This window comes from Bacillus sp. FSL R5-0576 (assembly GCF_038004765.1).
Taxonomy (GTDB): domain Bacteria; phylum Bacillota; class Bacilli; order Bacillales; family Bacillaceae; genus Bacillus; species Bacillus subtilis.
On sequence record NZ_JBBORU010000001.1, the window covers coordinates 2432002 to 2448069 of the forward strand.

At 38.9% G+C, this 16068-nt stretch carries 16 protein-coding genes and 2 pseudogenes; 13 read left to right on the top strand and 5 right to left on the bottom strand.

The window, feature by feature from the left end; translation table 11 throughout:
• The first annotated feature begins 199 nt into the window (after positions 1 to 199).
• The 8 genes and pseudogenes from NX903_RS12535 to NX903_RS12570 all read left to right on the top strand — a co-directional run.
• Complete coding sequence (locus tag NX903_RS12535; protein ID WP_234398222.1) at positions 200 to 1504, top strand: ABC transporter substrate-binding protein; 1305 nt, start codon at positions 200 to 202, stop codon at positions 1502 to 1504.
• Between the two features lie 12 nt (positions 1505 to 1516).
• Positions 1517 to 2455 carry a carbohydrate ABC transporter permease gene (locus NX903_RS12540; RefSeq protein ID WP_101169747.1) on the top strand — a complete coding sequence of 313 codons (939 nt, stop codon included), beginning with the start codon at positions 1517 to 1519 and terminating at the stop codon, positions 2453 to 2455.
• Positions 2452 to 3300, top strand: a complete 849-nt coding sequence (locus tag NX903_RS12545; protein WP_124058725.1) for a carbohydrate ABC transporter permease — start codon at positions 2452 to 2454, stop codon at positions 3298 to 3300. Before NX903_RS12540 ends, NX903_RS12545 begins: the two co-directional genes overlap by 4 nt.
• 31 nt (positions 3301 to 3331) lie before the next feature.
• Entirely contained in the window at positions 3332 to 4588 is a 1257-nt protein-coding gene (locus NX903_RS12550) for an MFS transporter (protein ID WP_130572612.1), read from the top strand.
• On the top strand, positions 4581 to 6080 hold the full coding sequence (locus NX903_RS12555; RefSeq protein WP_144486718.1) for a glycoside hydrolase family 32 protein: 1500 nt from the start codon (positions 4581 to 4583) through the stop codon (positions 6078 to 6080). The genes NX903_RS12550 and NX903_RS12555 overlap by 8 nt, the downstream gene beginning before the upstream one ends.
• Positions 6055 to 7047: a carbohydrate kinase family protein gene (locus NX903_RS12560; RefSeq protein ID WP_209271302.1), complete on the top strand. Its 993-nt coding sequence runs from the start codon at positions 6055 to 6057 to the stop codon at positions 7045 to 7047. Before NX903_RS12555 ends, NX903_RS12560 begins: the two co-directional genes overlap by 26 nt.
• A 74-nt stretch (positions 7048 to 7121) precedes the next feature.
• Positions 7122 to 7682 (top strand): sugar O-acetyltransferase, encoded by a 561-nt coding sequence (locus NX903_RS12565; RefSeq protein ID WP_130572615.1) that lies wholly within the window; start codon positions 7122 to 7124, stop codon positions 7680 to 7682.
• 209 nt (positions 7683 to 7891) lie between these two features.
• A pseudogene (locus NX903_RS12570) lies at positions 7892 to 8017 on the top strand (baseplate J/gp47 family protein); the annotation flags it as partial.
• A gap of 60 nt (positions 8018 to 8077) precedes the next feature.
• Here NX903_RS12570 and NX903_RS12575 read toward each other — a convergent pair.
• The 3 genes from NX903_RS12575 to NX903_RS12585 form a co-directional block, all read right to left on the bottom strand.
• Positions 8078 to 8641, bottom strand: a complete 564-nt coding sequence (locus NX903_RS12575; protein ID WP_015251614.1) for a cysteine hydrolase family protein — start codon at positions 8639 to 8641, stop codon at positions 8078 to 8080.
• Positions 8642 to 8864: 223 nt separating this feature from the next.
• Complete coding sequence (locus NX903_RS12580) at positions 8865 to 9236, bottom strand: YrdB family protein (RefSeq protein ID WP_086344617.1); 372 nt, start codon at positions 9234 to 9236, stop codon at positions 8865 to 8867.
• Positions 9237 to 9281: 45 nt separating this feature from the next.
• On the bottom strand, positions 9282 to 9437 hold the full coding sequence (locus NX903_RS12585; RefSeq protein ID WP_172401335.1) for a hypothetical protein: 156 nt from the start codon (positions 9435 to 9437) through the stop codon (positions 9282 to 9284).
• Between the two features lie 275 nt (positions 9438 to 9712).
• On the opposite strand from NX903_RS12585, the pseudogene NX903_RS20990 reads away from it, so the two are divergent.
• A pseudogene (locus tag NX903_RS20990) lies at positions 9713 to 9833 on the top strand (TetR-like C-terminal domain-containing protein); the annotation flags it as partial.
• A 228-nt stretch (positions 9834 to 10061) separates the two neighbouring features.
• Here the strand turns inward: NX903_RS20990 and NX903_RS12595 are convergent.
• On the bottom strand, positions 10062 to 10565 hold the full coding sequence (locus tag NX903_RS12595; protein ID WP_086344116.1) for a DinB family protein: 504 nt from the start codon (positions 10563 to 10565) through the stop codon (positions 10062 to 10064).
• A 226-nt stretch (positions 10566 to 10791) separates the two neighbouring features.
• Entirely contained in the window at positions 10792 to 11646 is an 855-nt protein-coding gene (aadK, locus tag NX903_RS12600) for an aminoglycoside 6-adenylyltransferase AadK (protein ID WP_046381214.1), read from the bottom strand.
• A gap of 395 nt (positions 11647 to 12041) precedes the next feature.
• Here aadK and NX903_RS12605 point away from each other — a divergent pair, with 395 nt between their 5' ends.
• The 4 genes from NX903_RS12605 to NX903_RS12620 all read left to right on the top strand — a co-directional run bounded on the left by NX903_RS12605 (position 12042) and on the right by NX903_RS12620 (position 16046).
• Positions 12042 to 13085 carry a nitronate monooxygenase gene (locus NX903_RS12605; RefSeq protein ID WP_086344117.1) on the top strand — a complete coding sequence of 348 codons (1044 nt, stop codon included), beginning with the start codon at positions 12042 to 12044 and terminating at the stop codon, positions 13083 to 13085.
• 347 nt (positions 13086 to 13432) lie between these two features.
• Complete coding sequence (gene murI, locus NX903_RS12610; protein WP_024571555.1) at positions 13433 to 14230, top strand: glutamate racemase; 798 nt, start codon at positions 13433 to 13435, stop codon at positions 14228 to 14230.
• A gap of 460 nt (positions 14231 to 14690) precedes the next feature.
• A complete protein-coding gene (locus NX903_RS12615) occupies positions 14691 to 15398 on the top strand; it encodes a YrpD family protein (protein WP_086344119.1) in 708 nt (235 codons plus the stop codon).
• 570 nt (positions 15399 to 15968) lie between these two features.
• The gene (locus NX903_RS12620; RefSeq protein WP_072175780.1) at positions 15969 to 16046 is read left to right on the top strand and encodes a YjcZ family sporulation protein; all 78 of its coding nucleotides are present in this window, start codon (positions 15969 to 15971) and stop codon (positions 16044 to 16046) included.
• Positions 16047 to 16068 lie beyond the last annotated feature (22 nt).

A 16068-nucleotide genomic window follows, 5' to 3' on the forward strand; every position in this document is an offset into this window, starting at 1 on the left:
ATTCTCGTCACGCACTTATTTTAGAGAATCAGCCTGACATGTGCAAGGATTTTCCATAGTTCGTAGTATATACTCAAGTTCGTTCTTTAAATTTAGAATTATGCATAAATTTATGTCAACCGGTTGACATATGAAACCGGTTGACATACAATTCTTCTTGAAAGCGCTTTTACATTTTTGTGCAAAAGGAGGGAAATTAATGAATATGAAAAGGTTGATGTTAGGAAGTTTGTCGTTGCTGCTCATGTTTGCAGTCTGGGGTTGTAACAAAAGCGAAAGCGCAAATAGCAGCGGAAAGAAAACGGTTACAATGTGGGTGCACGTATCGGATGATAATGAGGAAGGAAAGGTTTATCAAAAGCGGGTGGATGCTTTTAATAAAAAGTACGCTTCAGAAAATGTCGAGGCGAAAATTGAATTCATTCCCCGAAGCGGCAACGGTGGAGGTTATGAAGACAAAGTGAATGCGGCACTAACAACGAACACCCTGCCTGATGTCATCACTTTGGACGGACCAAATACTGCGGCTTATGCGAAATCTGGCGTTATTGCACCTTTGGATGAGTTTATTAAAGACCAGGATGATTTATTGCCAAGTATTAAGCAGCAAGGCACCTACCAAGGGAAACTGTATGCCATCGGCGTCAGTGAATCGTCGGTCGGCATCTACTATAACAAAAAAATGCTTAAGGATGCCGGGGTTGATTTGAAAACGCTGCCAACAGTGAAAGATCCTTGGACATGGAAAGAATTTCTTGAGCTTTGCGAAAAGCTGAAAAATAAATACGATAAACCAGCCATCGATATGCAATTACAGTCAAAAGACGAAATATTGTCTTATGCGCTCTTACCGTTTGTTTGGTCAGCTGGTGGGGATATTCTTTCAGAAAACGGGAAGAAAGCGGATGGCGTCTTTAACAAAAAACCAACAGTTGAAGCGATGACGTTTATACAAACGATGCTTAAAGAGGGCTACACAACACGCACCCCTGTCAAACAAGCGTTTGAAACGGAGAAATACCCGATGAAGATGAGCGGCGTGTGGACAATAACCGATCTGAAAACAAACTTTCCCAACGTCGATTATGGAGTAATGCCGTATCCTGTATCGCCAAAAACCAAAAAGCTCGTCTCTCCTTCGGGAAGCTGGCAGTTCGCAATGACACAAGCGTCTGAAAATAAAGAATGGGCAGCAAAATTAGTAGATTGGATGACTAATAAGGAATCCAATATCGAATTGAGCCGATCAATCGCCGCCCTGCCTGTACGTTATTCTTCAGAGAAAGTGCTGACAAAAGAATTTTCTGATGAGATGAATGTCTTTATGCAGCAACTGAAAGAAACAGGCCATGCACGTCCGGTGACACCGGCATATCCGCAGGTAACTCGAGCATTTCAACAAACAATCGATGATATTAGCTTTTATGATCAAAATCAGGATATTCAAAAAGTGCTGGATACACGTGTAAAAGAAATGCAATCTGCCATCGATAAGGCAAACTAGCAGGTGGACGCCATGAATAAAACAATATTGAAAGAGACTAGACCGGCCTTGCCAATAGAAAGAAAGACAGTGAATAAAATACGCTGGCGGGAAAACGCAGTCGCATATATGTTCTTAGGACCGGCGTTGCTTATTTTATTAATGTTTCTTGTGATTCCTTCTATCATGGCTGTGTACTACGCATTTACAGATTACTATTTGTTGACGCCTGATTTGCGTAAGTTTATTGGCTTTGATAATTTCATCAAACTTTTTCAGGACCCAATATTCTTAAAAAGTTTGGGCAACACCATAAAATTTGTTGTCTTATTGATACCGTTACAGATCGGGGCAGCACTTGGGCTTGCCCTCCTATTGAATAAAAAGCGCAAAGCCAACGCATTTTTCAAAGTCGCATACTTTAGTCCTGTCGTCATGTCACTGGTTGTCATCTCCGTTTTGTGGATGTACTTGCTGAATCCGAATGAAGGTATGATAAATAATATATTGGCGCACTTCGGTCTATCACCACAGCCTTTCTTGACGAGCCCTAAGCAAGCAATCTTTACGATCGTTGTCGTTTCCGCTTGGCAGGGAGCAGGTTTTCAGATGCTCATTTTTTTAGCTGGTTTGCAAAACATTCCCGAGGATGTCTACGAGGCGGCACAATTAGATGGTATGAATAAATGGCAGCGTTTTATTTACATTACATTACCATTGTTAAAACCGACATCTGTTTTTATCTTTATCACAACGCTGATCAGCGCGTTTAAACTCCTTGTTCAGCCCATGGTCATGACCCAGGGCGGACCAGTCAATTCAACGATGACCGTTGTCTATTATATTTATCAAACTGGATTTACCGATCGGATGGTCGGATATGCAAGCTCGATCGCGCTCTTGTTTGGAACGATTATTGGATTGGTGACACTCGCACAACGCAAGCTGGTTAAGGAGGATGAAGACCATTGAGACGTAAGTTCGGGCCTTTGACAATTCTGGAGTATACGTGTCTTGCTTTGCTGGCCGTTCTATTTATCTTTCCGCTAATTTGGATGATTGCATCTTCCATGAAACCGGAAGCGGAAATTTACAATAATATGAACAGCTTTAAAGCGTTTCTGCCCTCTCTTCATCTGGCAGAATGGTTTTCGTCCTATAGGGAAGTGCTGACTCGGTTTGATTTGCTTATGTATATTGGTAACAGTCTTTTTTATGGTTTGTGCGTAGCAGTTGGATCTGTTGTGATTAACGGAATGGCAGGGTTTGCATTCGCCAAGCTGCAATTTTCAGGGAAAAAGATGCTCTTTGGCATTTTGTTGGCGCTTTTAATTGTGCCGTTTGAAACGATTTTAATCTCACAGTTTACAATTATTCATAAAATCGGTCTGGTCGATACACGCCTTGCCGTTATTTTGCCGGCATTAGCGGGGGCATTCAATATTTATCTGTTCCGAAACTTTTTCATGGCAATTCCGGAGGAAATGATTGAATCGGCCAAGCTTGACGGGGCAAATACATGGCAAATCTTCTGGCGGATTATGATACCGATGTCTAAACCAGCTGTAGCAACTGTCGGAACCTTAGCCTTTATCGGCAGCTGGAATGATTATATTTGGCCGCTAATGGTTTTGACGGATAAGTCGAAATTTCCGATTCAAGTTGCGATTACAGCTATCAACAGCACAGAGCCTGTCTACACAAATCAAGTTATGGCTGTCTTGACGATTTCCACCATCCCATTGATTTTAATTTATATTGTGGCTCAGCGCTACATTTTGGAAGGTCTTAGCGGTTCAGGAACAGGTATTAAATAGATATCAATGTTGGGTTAAAGGAGCTGTAGAAATGAAAGGCTCAAAAAGTCTGTATTGGAAACTGAGCGCTTATCTTTTCTTTTTCTTTTTCACATGGTCTTCCAGCTACTCTTTGTTTGCGATTTGGTTGGGACAGGAAGTCAAATTGAATGGATCGGCGACTGGGATTATCTTTTCTGTAAACGCTATCTTTACTTTATGCATGCAGCCTTTATATGGCTTTATCTCTGATAAACTTGGGCTGAAGAAAAACATATTATTTATGATTAGTATACTTATTGTTTTTACCGGGCCGTTTTATATCTTTATCTACGGGCCGCTTTTACAATATGATGTCTTCCTCGGCGCCATTGTCGGTGGTATTTATTTAGGAACTGCTTTTCTTGCGGGAGTTGGCGCTATTGAAACCTATATTGAAAAGGTCAGCCGAAAATATCAGTTCGAATACGGCAAGACAAGGATGTGGGGTTCACTTGGCTGGGCGGCAGCAACTTTTTTTGCAGGACAGCTGTTCAATATCAATCCGAATATCAATTTCTGGATTGCCTCCCTTTCAGCAGTCATATTGGTGGCCATTATTATGTCCATAAAAATTGAGATGACAGATTATGATAAGGAAAGAGCGGATTCGATCCGATTAAAAGACGTAGGAGGACTTTTTCTATTAAAAGACTTTTGGTTTTTAATGTTGTACGTAATCGGAGTGACATGTGTGTACGGCGTCTATGATCAGCAATTCCCGATTTACTACGCTTCTTTATTTCCCACTTCAGCTATGGGGAATCAAATATTTGGATATTTAAACTCATTTCAAGTATTTATTGAAGCGGGCATGTTGTTTTTAGCCCCCTTTATTGTTAATAGACTCGGTCCTAAAAAAAGCTTGATTCTCGCGGGATTTTTGATGTCTTTCCGTATTATTGGGTCTGGAATTGTCATCGGACCGTTTGGAATTTCATCGATGAAACTTATTCATGCTTTAGAATTGCCAATCATGCTGATTGCGATTTTCAAATATTTAGCCGCGAATTTTGATACACGTCTTTCATCAGTTCTTTACCTTGTCGGCTTTCAATTTGCATCTCAAGTTGGTACATCGATTTTCTCCCCGATTGCGGGAGGTTTATACGATAGTATAGGTTTCCGTCACACTTATCTTTTCATGGGAACCCTGGCTTTGTGCTTCACAATTATTTCAATTTTCACTTTATTAGATTCGAAGAAAGGTGTTGCGTATACTCAGCCTTTTCGAAAAAACAGATATAGAGAGGATGTCACGAATGGATAGAATCCAACAGGCAGAGGAAGCTTTGAAGAAAGCGGAGGAAAAGATGAACACTCGTTATCGATTAGGGTACCATATTATGCCTCGGGCAAACTGGATAAATGACCCAAACGGGCTTATTCACTATAAAAGAGAATACCATGTCTTTTATCAGCATCATCCGTATGATGAGAATTGGGCACAAATGCATTGGGGCCATGTAAAAAGCAAAGATCTCATTCATTGGGAACATCTCCCGGTCGCTTTAGCCCCTGGTGACTCTTTTGATAAAAGCGGCTGTTTCTCAGGAAGCGCGGTAGATTATAATGGAAAACTTGCTTTAATTTATACAGGGCATAATGTGATAGATCAAGAGAAGGACATTTTCTATCAAAATCAAAATATCGCTGTCAGTCAAGATGGGATCGTGTTTGAAAAGCTTCAGGAAAACCCTGTCATTGCGAAACCGCCGGAAGACAGCTCCCGCCATTTCCGCGATCCTAAAGTATGGAAGCATCGGGACAGCTGGTATATGGTAGTCGGTAATTCAACGAAAGAAAACGTCGGGCGAGTTATTTTATACCGCTCGCCTAATTTGCGAGATTGGGAATACAAAGGTGTTCTTGCCCAAAGTGATGGAAATCTCGGCTATATGTGGGAATGTCCTGACTTCTTCAAATTGGGCGACAAACATGTCTTGCTGATTTCTCCTCAAGGCATTGAAGCAGACGGTGATTTATATAAGAATTTACATCAAACCGGTTATTTAATTGGAGAATATGATGATGAAACAAACGAATTTGTGTACGGTGCTTTTACAGAGCTGGATTACGGCCATGACTTTTATGCTGTACAAACGTTATTAGACGATAAAGGACGCAGAATTGCCATAGGCTGGATGGATATGTGGGAGTCTGAGATGCCGACAAAAGCCGATGGATGGTGCGGTGCTTTGACATTGCCGAGAGAATTAACATTGCGGAAGGATCATAAAATTTTAATGAATCCTGTGGAAGAAACTAAGTTGTTGCGAAAATCAAAACATCTGGATTGTGCTAATCAGTTGATTTCAGGGGGTTACCTGGCAAAAACAGACGAAGAGCTTCTTGAAATTCAAGTCGTATATGACTTAAGAGATTGCAGTGCCGAATCAGTAGGTTTGAAGATTCGCGGCCTTGAAGAAGAAGAAACAGCTATCAAATACAGCATAACTGATCAAAAGCTCTCACTCGATTGTTCTAAAATGGGGAAATCGCGAGACAGTGTGAGAAATGCGCCGCTAGAAGCAAATGGAAAGCTGACACTGCGTATATTTATTGACAGATCCTCGATAGAAGTATTCGCAAACCATGGAGAAATAACGATGACTAGCCGCATTTATCCGAAAAAAAATCGATTGGGAATTGAGCTTTTTTCTGAGAAAGGCGTTGTAAGGGTTGAGGAATTCACTTATTGGACTTTAAAAGACATCTGGAAGGAAGATGAATCACTTGAAAAAAATATTTTGCATCGGTGAAACACTGGTTGATTTCATTCCAGTCCAAAAAGAAAAGGCTTTACAAGATGTCACTACCTTTGAGCGCGTTGCCGGCGGTGCGCCAATGAATGCGGCAATCGCAGCTGCAAAATACGGCGCGCATGCCGTCATGCTGACGAAGATTGCTAACGATCATTTCGGGGATTATATAGTTGGCGTACTTAAAGAAAATGGCGTAGATACCTCTTATATTATTCAAAGCGATGAAGGTGAAACCGGATTGGCATTTGTATCTGTAGACAAGTCTGGGGAAAGGAGTTTCCATTTTTATCGAAAAAATGCCGCCGATTTGCTGCTTTCACCGGATGAATTGATGTCAGAAAGGTTTAATCAAGGAGATATGCTTCACTTTTGTTCAATCGATTTAGTTGACAGTCCAATGAAACAAGCCCATATCAAAGTTATTGAGGACTTTCAAAGAATAGGTGGAATCATAAGCTTTGACCCCAATATCAGGCTTCCTTTATGGCCTGATGAGGCAAGCTGCCGTGAAACGATTCAGAGGTTTCTGCCTCTTGCGGATATCGTAAAAGTGTCTAATGAGGAGCTGCAGTTTATCACAAACATTGATAACGAACAAGAAGCGGTCACATCGCTTTTCACCGGACTTGTTAACGTCGTTGTTCTGACAAAAGGTAACAACGGTGCGGCGATTTATTTAAAAAATGGCGAGTCGCACAAACATAAAGGGTTTAAAGTCGCTGTTTCGGATACAACCGGTGCGGGTGATGCCTTTATCGGCGGTTTTTTATCTGAATTGATGTCAATCGGCATATCAAAGGAGACGCTATGCGAACAAATAAGTAAACATCACCGACGCTTGCTCACGTTTGCAAATGCAAGCGGGGCTCTCACTGCTTCTGTAAAAGGAGCAATTCACGCTGCACCGGGCAGACAGCATATACTGAACTTTATTTCTGCTAGGAAGGAAATCCAAGAGAAATAAGAACTTAGAAATAATCCATTCATATTACTATCTCTTGCAAGTACCAACTTTTAAACATAACAAGGGTGATATTAATGATAAAAGAAAAAGAGAAAATGTTAGCCGGAGATTTATATGATCCGTCGGACTCCGAGTTAGCAAAAGACAGACAAACAGCAAGACAACTTGTTAGAATTTACAATCAAACTACAGAAACTGAAATAGTTAAACGGGTTAATTTATTGAAAAAGTTACTTGGTTCATCTGGAGAAAACGTATATATGGAACCCAATATTAGGTTCGACTATGGGTATAACACTTATGTAGGTGATAACTTTTTCGCAAATTTTGATTGTACAATTTTAGATGTATGTGAAGTGCGATTTGGTGACAATTGTATGCTTGGCCCTAGTGTACAAATCTATACGGCAACACACCCTCTTCATCCAACCGAACGCAATTCAGGGTTAGAATATGGAAAACCCATTACTTTTGGAAATAATGTATGGATCGGAGGAAGCTCAGTCATTAATCCAGGAGTTACGATAGGTAACAATGTGGTTATTGCTGCTGGTGCTGTTGTTACTAAAAATGTGCCAGATAATGTTATAGTTGGGGGCAATCCAGCTAAATTAATTAAACATCTCGAAATATAATACACTAGCGTTTTGATCCACAAAGGAGTTTGATTCTTAAATCAGTAAGGCTTTATTTTGTTTCATCAGCTGAAACCATCATAAAAAGACTGTAAAAATGGACCTAAAATGAGGTAACTGAATGTACCTCTCCCCTTCTTCTACAGAAGGGGTTTAATTGTCTCAGCCGTCCCATATAACTTAATGAATCACGTTTTCAATGACACAACAAAGGCGAAGGGCAGGCATGGGTGCCTTTGTTATGTGGAAGTGCGGTTTGGAAAGAAATTGAGATTTCAGCCGAGGTGCTGCCTGTGGTTAATAGTTCTATTGAGCAAGTAAAGCATGAAATCGAATTAAAGCGCCCTTCCTATTGGAAAGACGCCTGCCGTTTTACTGTGCCAAAATGTTTTTCATCAGTGAGTTTTTATAAAATCATTTATTAATTGATCAGTTGTCAATATTGTGGCAAATTCATCATGCAATGTAGCTAGAGATATATTATGAATAGTCGCCGCATCATAATATGTATCATTTTGGTCTCTCATTCCGAAGGCTGCTGTTGCATCTGAAATCAGGTATGTATCAAACCCTAAATTACCACTCATTCTTGTGGTGGTTGATACACAGTGAGGCGTGGTTAAACCAGTTATGACTACAGTGGTTATTTCATTTAATTTTAAGAATTCTTCTAAATTCGTACCAATAAAGCTGCTATTTACTGTCTTGGTTATAATGACTTCTTCATCCATAGGCTTAACTATTTCCTTTATCGCAAACCCTTCATTCTTTGGATGGAATAAAGAATGAGGTTTATCAGAAGTGTGTTGTATGTATATGACTGTCCATCCTTTTTCTCTCCATAATTTTAGTATTTTACTAATGTTTTCTTCCGCCTTTACGTTATTCCGTTCCCCCCATTTTTTATCATCGAAGGCTTTTTGTACATCCACAATGATTAAAGCTTTCTTTTCTTCCACAAGATACCCTCCTACGTAGAATTTCTATTTATTACTACATTCTAAATACAAATTTTACTTTTGTACAATTGTTTAATGATGAATTTCAAATGAGCGCCTTCTTTATTGGAAAATGCGTTCTAAACTGCAACTGTGCCCAAGCCGTTAACCTTCAATAATCTGAGAATCTGAATCTACAGAGAATGATAAAAAGCACTCAAATAACGAGTGCCGAAATGAAAAACTATTGATTTAGAAGCCATTTGATACGCTCAGCTGAAAAGATGTAGTGGAGTATTATTAGACATAAAAAGACAATACCAACTGGTTTTAAATGACTAAAATAAAGCGCTGCAACAGCCATTGCAAAGATCAATAATTCAATAACTAACCTTGTTACCCCGTTTACAGCTATTACAGTTTGTCCGCTTCGACTAGGATCATGAGGTACTGCAAATACAGACCAGACAATCATAACTGCAATAGGTAAAACCAAAGTTAAAACATATTTAAAATAACCATTAAAGCTTATCCAAGCAAACACCCCTAAGGAGATTAGTGCAGCAATTTCAAGGGTGAATCTTAAAAGTAAATTAGTCTGATTCAGTTTTTTCAACTCCTCTATAAAAAACACCCCCGCAGGAGATGCTCTTTCTCTGCTTTATTTCAGCGTATAAAAACTTTTCTGTTCTTCCTCTTTAGATTCTTTTGTAGTTTTCGGCGAGATTACCTCTACTTTTGAAGAGATGATACCGACTGCTGCTGTTACCAATGCTCCGATTAATAGAACGATGATAAGTATAATGAAATATGACAACTTTTCCCCTCCTATCCAGTTAATTATCCAAATAATCAGGAAGTTGTCTACAATTTGCAGAATTTGTCGAACGAAGTAAAGAATATACCTTGGAGGCTTTACTCATTGTATGAATTACAGTAATAAATTGCCTTCCCTTTTGAGAAGACGTTCCCCTCTTATATCCATTTGTTGCAAATTAGCTAGACTCTTCCAATAGGCTTCCTTTTGGCGCAGCTGCTTCTAGTCCAAATTGAGCAACACCTGAATGTTTCATTGGAATTTCTGAACCATAGATCGAATTTGTTGCAAATGCATACGTAGGAGTAGTCGAATGGCGGTTGAAGAATGAAATGCCTTCCCCACCTCGAGTGATGGCAGAAAAAAGTGGGGGTTTTGTTAGAGAGGAATCTATAGATATGTGTATTGAAGATTTGACAGCATTAAAAATTATACCTACATCGTTGGGAATAGGCCAACAATAAATCGGAAGAACGTTGTCATTTGAAGTGTTTGGAATAAAAATGATTCGAATATGTTCTTATCATTGGTAAACGAACAAAAAAAGAAGATGTTTTGAAAAAAGATAGATCAAAACATCTTCTTATATGTTGTCATAGCGTAACTTTTTTATAAAAAGGTTGATTACATTTTCGGGGCTTCCAAACCAAATTTTACCCATTCTTCTTTTGCTGGACCATAAATACCTGGAACAGTTAAACCTGCTTGTCTCATAAGAACAGTCATTTGTCCCCGATGGTGATTTTGATGTTGAATCAAAAACATCAAAAGTGAACCGTTAGGCAATTGTTGTCCGATAAAGTTGATACGTTCTTGAAGTGTATGGTCAGTCCATTGGGTTTTTAATGCCTGTACAAATGCATTACTGGCTTGATGATAGCTGTCAGCTATAAACTGAGCCGAAGTTGGAACAGGATAATCTTCAGCTGGTGCATGGAACGTTAAGTCTGTGTTTGAGGTAATGATGCGAATGGCAGCAACAGTATGCCAAGCAATACGGCCTAGAGTCCAATTTTGTGAAGTTATTTCTTGTTTAAGTGATTCATCAGTTAGACTATTTAATAGTTTCTGTGTAGCATCTGCTTCGAACTCCCAAGATTTCAAAAAATGGTCTAAGGTTTGAAACACAAAAATCCTCCTTTTTATTCTTTTGTTTTTTCAATGTGCCTATAGGTTAATTATAATGCCTCGTTTCGTTAAAAAGAACAAAAATTTTGGACAAGAATAATCATAGTAAAATGCGTAGACATTCTTAAACATAACGATTTACGCATCTTTTTACAAACATGGTGACTCCTTGGTCTCCATTGTCAGCGAGAATCAAATATCATATGAAGACAATCCTATATTCTTATCACTTTACTGAGCAATAAATACCTTCCGTATACTTAGTGATGCCTTCATCGTAATCAGGATACTTATATGCAAGACTTTCTGATACAGCTTTTGAATACTTTCTAAATAATGCATAGCAAGTAAATAAAGACTTCCACATTTCCTGATAACCATTCACAGAATATGTAGACATGAGTTCCTCCCATTCTTTATTTGAAAGGTACCGTTTCATAAATTTATAGTTCTTCCCCATACTAAATGAATACCCTTTCTGAGATGCGATATGCCAGGCCATCATTCTCAATAAATTAGGACGTACAATTTCATTTAAATGGTCAATGGCAAAAAGGATTTCATTTCTTGCTAATCCTTTTACTACGTAAGTCGAAACCATCCAGAACTCATTACAGCAATCATCAAATTCCCTTGCAGTCGGCTTTTTCATCCAGTATTGGCGATCATTTGGGGTCACTTTATAGTTGATGAACGAATCCTTATCGAGCAATACCTTAACCAAACCATCGTTATTAGCAAAATAATCTTCTGCTTCACGAATTGGAATAAGGGTTAGATCTAATTTGTTGCCATCCTCAAAAAGAATAATGTATGAAAACCAATTACCTAATTCGGGAGGAAAAAGCTCCATATCTTCTGGTTTTTGCATCATAATGCGCTTCCCAAAGATTTCGAGCCACTGATCATTTTCTTTAAAAGATTCTACATCAGTTACAAAATACGAGATGTCATAATCTTGGAAGTTGTCAGGAGGGATATTTCTGTTTGTACGTGACCCTTCCAAAGTGACCAATCGGATTCTCTCATCGTTCAAAGCAAAGTCCAAAAAAATGTCCATCATTTCCTGCTCACTTCGCATCTCATGTTCCTCCGTTTCAGCCTTAATATCTAACTGTAAAACCGAATATTGATCTGTACGTCTTATAGATTTTTTTACTCTTGAATGTGATGTATTCTTCTAAGCTTTATTTTACATGATGTTCTCCTATATATCATTCAATATTAAGATGCAAGACATCTCAAAATCAGATATCAACTATGACGGACTACATGAATATTCAGTTTTTTGTAGAGCCGCCATGGGACGACACTATCTTTGACACACTTTAATCCCCCCTGCTTTATCGACATGTTAACTGGTATGAGAGATTGACAAAAAGAAGGAAAACGATATATTTAAGCGAATACGAGTTTTTGAGTAAATTTTAAAATGACACTTTTTTCAAAAATCATGTCTTAACGGGGGGATTCGGTATGAATGAATTTATGAAGAAGTTTTCCTTAACAAAACCGATTATTCAAGCTCCAATGGCTGGCGGTATTACAAAGCCCCGACTTGCATCTGCAGTTTCGAATCAAGGTGCTCTTGGCAGCTTAGCATCGGGGTATCTTACGCCAGACCTGCTAGAACAACAAATAAAAGAAATGTTTGAGCTGACAGACGCTCCTTTTCAAATTAATGTGTTTGTTCCGCTAGGTCTAGAGATGCCACCAAAAGATCAGATTAAAAAGTGGAAAGAAAACATACCGTTAGCTAATCAAGTAAATCAATTCACATCTGTACAAGAAGAATGGGATGACTTCTATCAAAAAATTGATCTAATTTTAAAATACAAGGTTAAGGCTTGCTCATTCACTTTTGATCTGCCGCCTGAAGACGCAGTAAAGGAGCTAAAAACCGCTGGATGCTGTTTAATAGGAACCGCTTCAACAGTAGAAGAAGCATTGTTAATGGAAGAACGGGGAATGGATATAGTAGTCCTTCAAGGAAGTGAAGCCGGTGGACATCGCGGAGCATTCTTACCTTCCAAAGGTGAATCTGCCGTAGGTTTAATGGCTCTGATTCCACAAGCAGCAGATGCACTGAGCGTACCTGTCATAGCTGCTGGGGGGATGATAGACCACAGAGGAGTAAAAGCAGCTTTAACCCTTGGAGCCCAAGGAGTTCAAATCGGTTCTGCCTTTTTAATTTGTCACGAGAGTAACGCACATCCAGTACATAAACAGAAAATACTAGAAGCAAACGAAGCAGATACAAAGCTTACGACATTATTTTCAGGTAAAGAGGCCAGAGGAATCGTAAATAAATGGATGGAAGAAAAAGAACAGTTTGAGACACAAACCCTTCCGTACCCTTATCAAAATACACTAACGAAGGCAATGAGACAGCAGGCTTCACTTCAAAATAACCATGATCAGATGTCTTTATGGGCAGGTCAAGGGATACGGTCATTGACTGAGGAAATTTCGGTTAAGCAGCTTTTAAATCAGCTTTGCCAAGAGGATATAAAAATATAGGCGCACCTCATTGATAGAGCAAAAAGCAAACTTTGACAGGCAGTTTGCTTTTTTTTCGTAATTTCATCCCCTGACTTTGGAAATTTAAATACTCCTACATTTTCAAAGCTAATTGAGTCGGGTTATCAATCATCCCATTGATACGATGCGGTCTTGATGATTTCACCACAACCACAATACATCACCAACATTTCGATCTTATCTCCCCTTCTCCAGTTTTGCTCCCTATTCGAAAAATTGATACCTCCCATATTAAATTCGAATAGTAAAATGGTTATTTTTCGTTTGATTCAGATGATATAAAGTCATATGATAAAAAAAGAATGAGACAGAAAGCGTGAGAAGTGATGAAAATAGGATTTTTTGATTCTGGAATTGGTGGCATGACTGTATTGTATGAGGCCATAAAAGTTCTTCCTTATGAAGATTACATTTTTTATGCAGATACGTTAAACGTTCCATACGGTGAAAAATCAAAGGGTAAAGTTAAAGAATATATTTTCAATGCAGCTAAATTTCTGGCCAGTCAAAATATCAAAGCTCTTGTTATTGCGTGTAATACAGCTACTAGCATTGCGATAGAGGATCTTCGGAGAAACTTCGACTTTCCGATAATCGGAATCGAACCCGCTGTAAAGCCTGCTATAAATAAATGTACAGAGGAAAGAAAAAGAGTTCTGGTAGTTGCTACTAATTTGACGCTTAAAGAAGAGAAATTTCATAATCTAGTTAAAGAAATTGATCACCATGACCTAGTTGATTGCTTAGCTCTTCCAGGACTAGTTGAATTTGCTGAGAACTTTGATTTTAGTGAAGACAAAATCATTAAATATCTAAAGAACGAACTATCTTCTTTTGATTTGAAACAATACGGAACGATTGTGTTAGGATGCACTCATTTTCCGTTTTTCAAAAACAGTTTTGAAAAACTGTTTGGGATAAAAGTTGATATGATTTCAGGCAGTGTCGGTACTGCAAAACAGTTGAAAAAAGTTCTTGCAGATCGTAACCAGCTTGGTAAAGGATCGGGCTCAATCACCTTTTTCAATTCAGGCCAGAAAATTGTGGACCAAGAAATCATATCAAAGTACAAAAAATTGTTTGAAATATTAGATGAAAATCAAAGGAGTCGTGTTGGACATTGAATGTAAGGGGCTCTGGTTATAAACAATTTTTCAGTAAATTTACAAAAGGGAGAAGTATGAATTCGGGTTTGTTATCCAATGTAAATGAAAAAGACAGTCTCCTGAAGGGAAACATGAACTAAGAAGCGGGCTGAAAAAGCCCACTTCTTTTCTAACAAACAATTGAGTTATGCACACATATCTGATTACAGTGTTTTCGCTCTTTCCCCCTCTTATTTCTCCCCCATCTCTATAGCTTTTCTATTTCAATAAAGCACAAGTATCGATTGAAAAGTTATCGTAACATGTACACTTCACAGGACATTTTTCGAGATTGCGAATCGACCGTTTGCCAGATATACAAAGTCATAATGTGTAAATTCTGTGTCTATTTTCATGTTGATTATGGAATTATTTTCATAATGTTTTATAATACAAGATGATAGCGTTTTCTAATTATAATTTATAGGGGGAAACAATGATGATAAAAAAAGGACTGCTTGCGGGTGCGCTTACGGCAACTCTGCTTTTTGGCACATGTGCAGTAGATGTGCCGGGTATTATTAGCCCAAAAACCGCAGAAGCTGCATCACAGCTAACTGATGGAATCGGCGGGAGGGCTTACTTGAACAGCACTGGTGCAATTTTTGTTACGAAAATCCAGCTTCCTAGCTCCATTCAGGTTTCAAATGGGACAGCCTATATCTACTCTGGCTTTAGCGGGGGCACAGAATCCGATATCGGGTTTCAGTACAGTGATAAATATAACGTATGGAAACCATATATGAAAGTCGGTTCAAAAGGACAGGATCAGGTTCAGTACCTCGAAGGAGGAAGCCAATTCACGAATACGAAAGGCTTCCGTCCCGGCAGCACCGTACAACTTACCATCTACAAAAATCTTAACGGCAATACCCGCGCTACATACTGGGGCACGAACAATGCGGGATACAACGGCCGTCTCATTTCAGAAATCAGCAAAACAAATGTCGGCTCCATCTCCAAATGGAAAGCGCTCGCTACAGTTGCTACAACAGGGTCACGCCAATCTATCAAATCAAACTTTTCTACATCTTTTACAAACATCACCATCGACAACAAAGCAATAACACCTGTAATTGATACACAAGACTTCGCTAAAGTAACAGTCTCAGGCAACAGTGTCAGTTTATCCGTTGTGAAAAATTAAAACATGTTAAACATACAATGCATTAGGCTATTGAGAAGCTCTCGATCGTCTTAAAGGGGGCTTAACATGCCCCTTTTTTCATTTCAATTTAACTTTCAGTTAGCTTCGGTACATGCCGTCTATCTCCGTCTTTTATCTGGGTGAAGTAAGGAGCAGCTCGCCCCTTCTGAACCTGTTCCATTTGCTCAACGCAAAAGGTGTGCATCACTGTCTTAAAAATGTTAAAACAAATGGCAGATGGTGCACTTTATTTTTAGATGAGGCATGCTTACGCTCGATATGCAAGTCAAATGATTAAGGGTCTGCAAGAGAGAAGGAAGTTTTGGATGTAGTTCCATAAAAGGGGAGTGGCTTCATATAGCTCGATTGCACCAGGAAGTGCCGAGAACAACACATCACTTTGAAACGGATTCATTCCAAAATGATAAGTATGATCCAATAACTAATAAAGATCAGTTAGCAGTCCAGCCTTAGGCTAAAAAATATTTTTACATCAATTAAACTAGCATCACTATCGAATAAGCTCGATCTGCATATCATGTACTATCCTCTTTTAAGGAAGGTGATGTTATGAGGTCATTTCCATTAATTGTAGTTCTATTCATCCTATTAATCATCGTTGGGACATCTTTCTTTGGTGGCTATTAAGAACACACCTTACCTCATATCC

What these genes read in the sequence shown, in the direction of transcription:
- NX903_RS12535 (WP_234398222.1), top strand. Translation starts at nt 200, where the DNA reads ATGAATATGAAAAGGTTGATGTTAGGAAGTTTGTCGTTGCTGCTCATG.
- NX903_RS12540 (WP_101169747.1), top strand. Translation starts at nt 1,517, where the DNA reads ATGAATAAAACAATATTGAAAGAGACTAGACCGGCCTTGCCAATAGAA.
- NX903_RS12550 (WP_130572612.1), top strand. Translation starts at nt 3,332, where the DNA reads ATGAAAGGCTCAAAAAGTCTGTATTGGAAACTGAGCGCTTATCTTTTC.
- NX903_RS12555 (WP_144486718.1), top strand. Translation starts at nt 4,581, where the DNA reads ATGGATAGAATCCAACAGGCAGAGGAAGCTTTGAAGAAAGCGGAGGAA.
- NX903_RS12565 (WP_130572615.1), top strand. Translation starts at nt 7,122, where the DNA reads ATGATAAAAGAAAAAGAGAAAATGTTAGCCGGAGATTTATATGATCCG.
- aadK (WP_046381214.1), bottom strand. Translation starts at nt 11,646, where the DNA reads ATGCGAAGTGAGCAGGAAATGATGGACATTTTTTTGGACTTTGCTTTG.
- NX903_RS12605 (WP_086344117.1), top strand. Translation starts at nt 12,042, where the DNA reads ATGAATGAATTTATGAAGAAGTTTTCCTTAACAAAACCGATTATTCAA.
- murI (WP_024571555.1), top strand. Translation starts at nt 13,433, where the DNA reads ATGAAAATAGGATTTTTTGATTCTGGAATTGGTGGCATGACTGTATTG.
- NX903_RS12615 (WP_086344119.1), top strand. Translation starts at nt 14,691, where the DNA reads ATGATAAAAAAAGGACTGCTTGCGGGTGCGCTTACGGCAACTCTGCTT.
- NX903_RS12620 (WP_072175780.1), top strand. Translation starts at nt 15,969, where the DNA reads ATGAGGTCATTTCCATTAATTGTAGTTCTATTCATCCTATTAATCATC.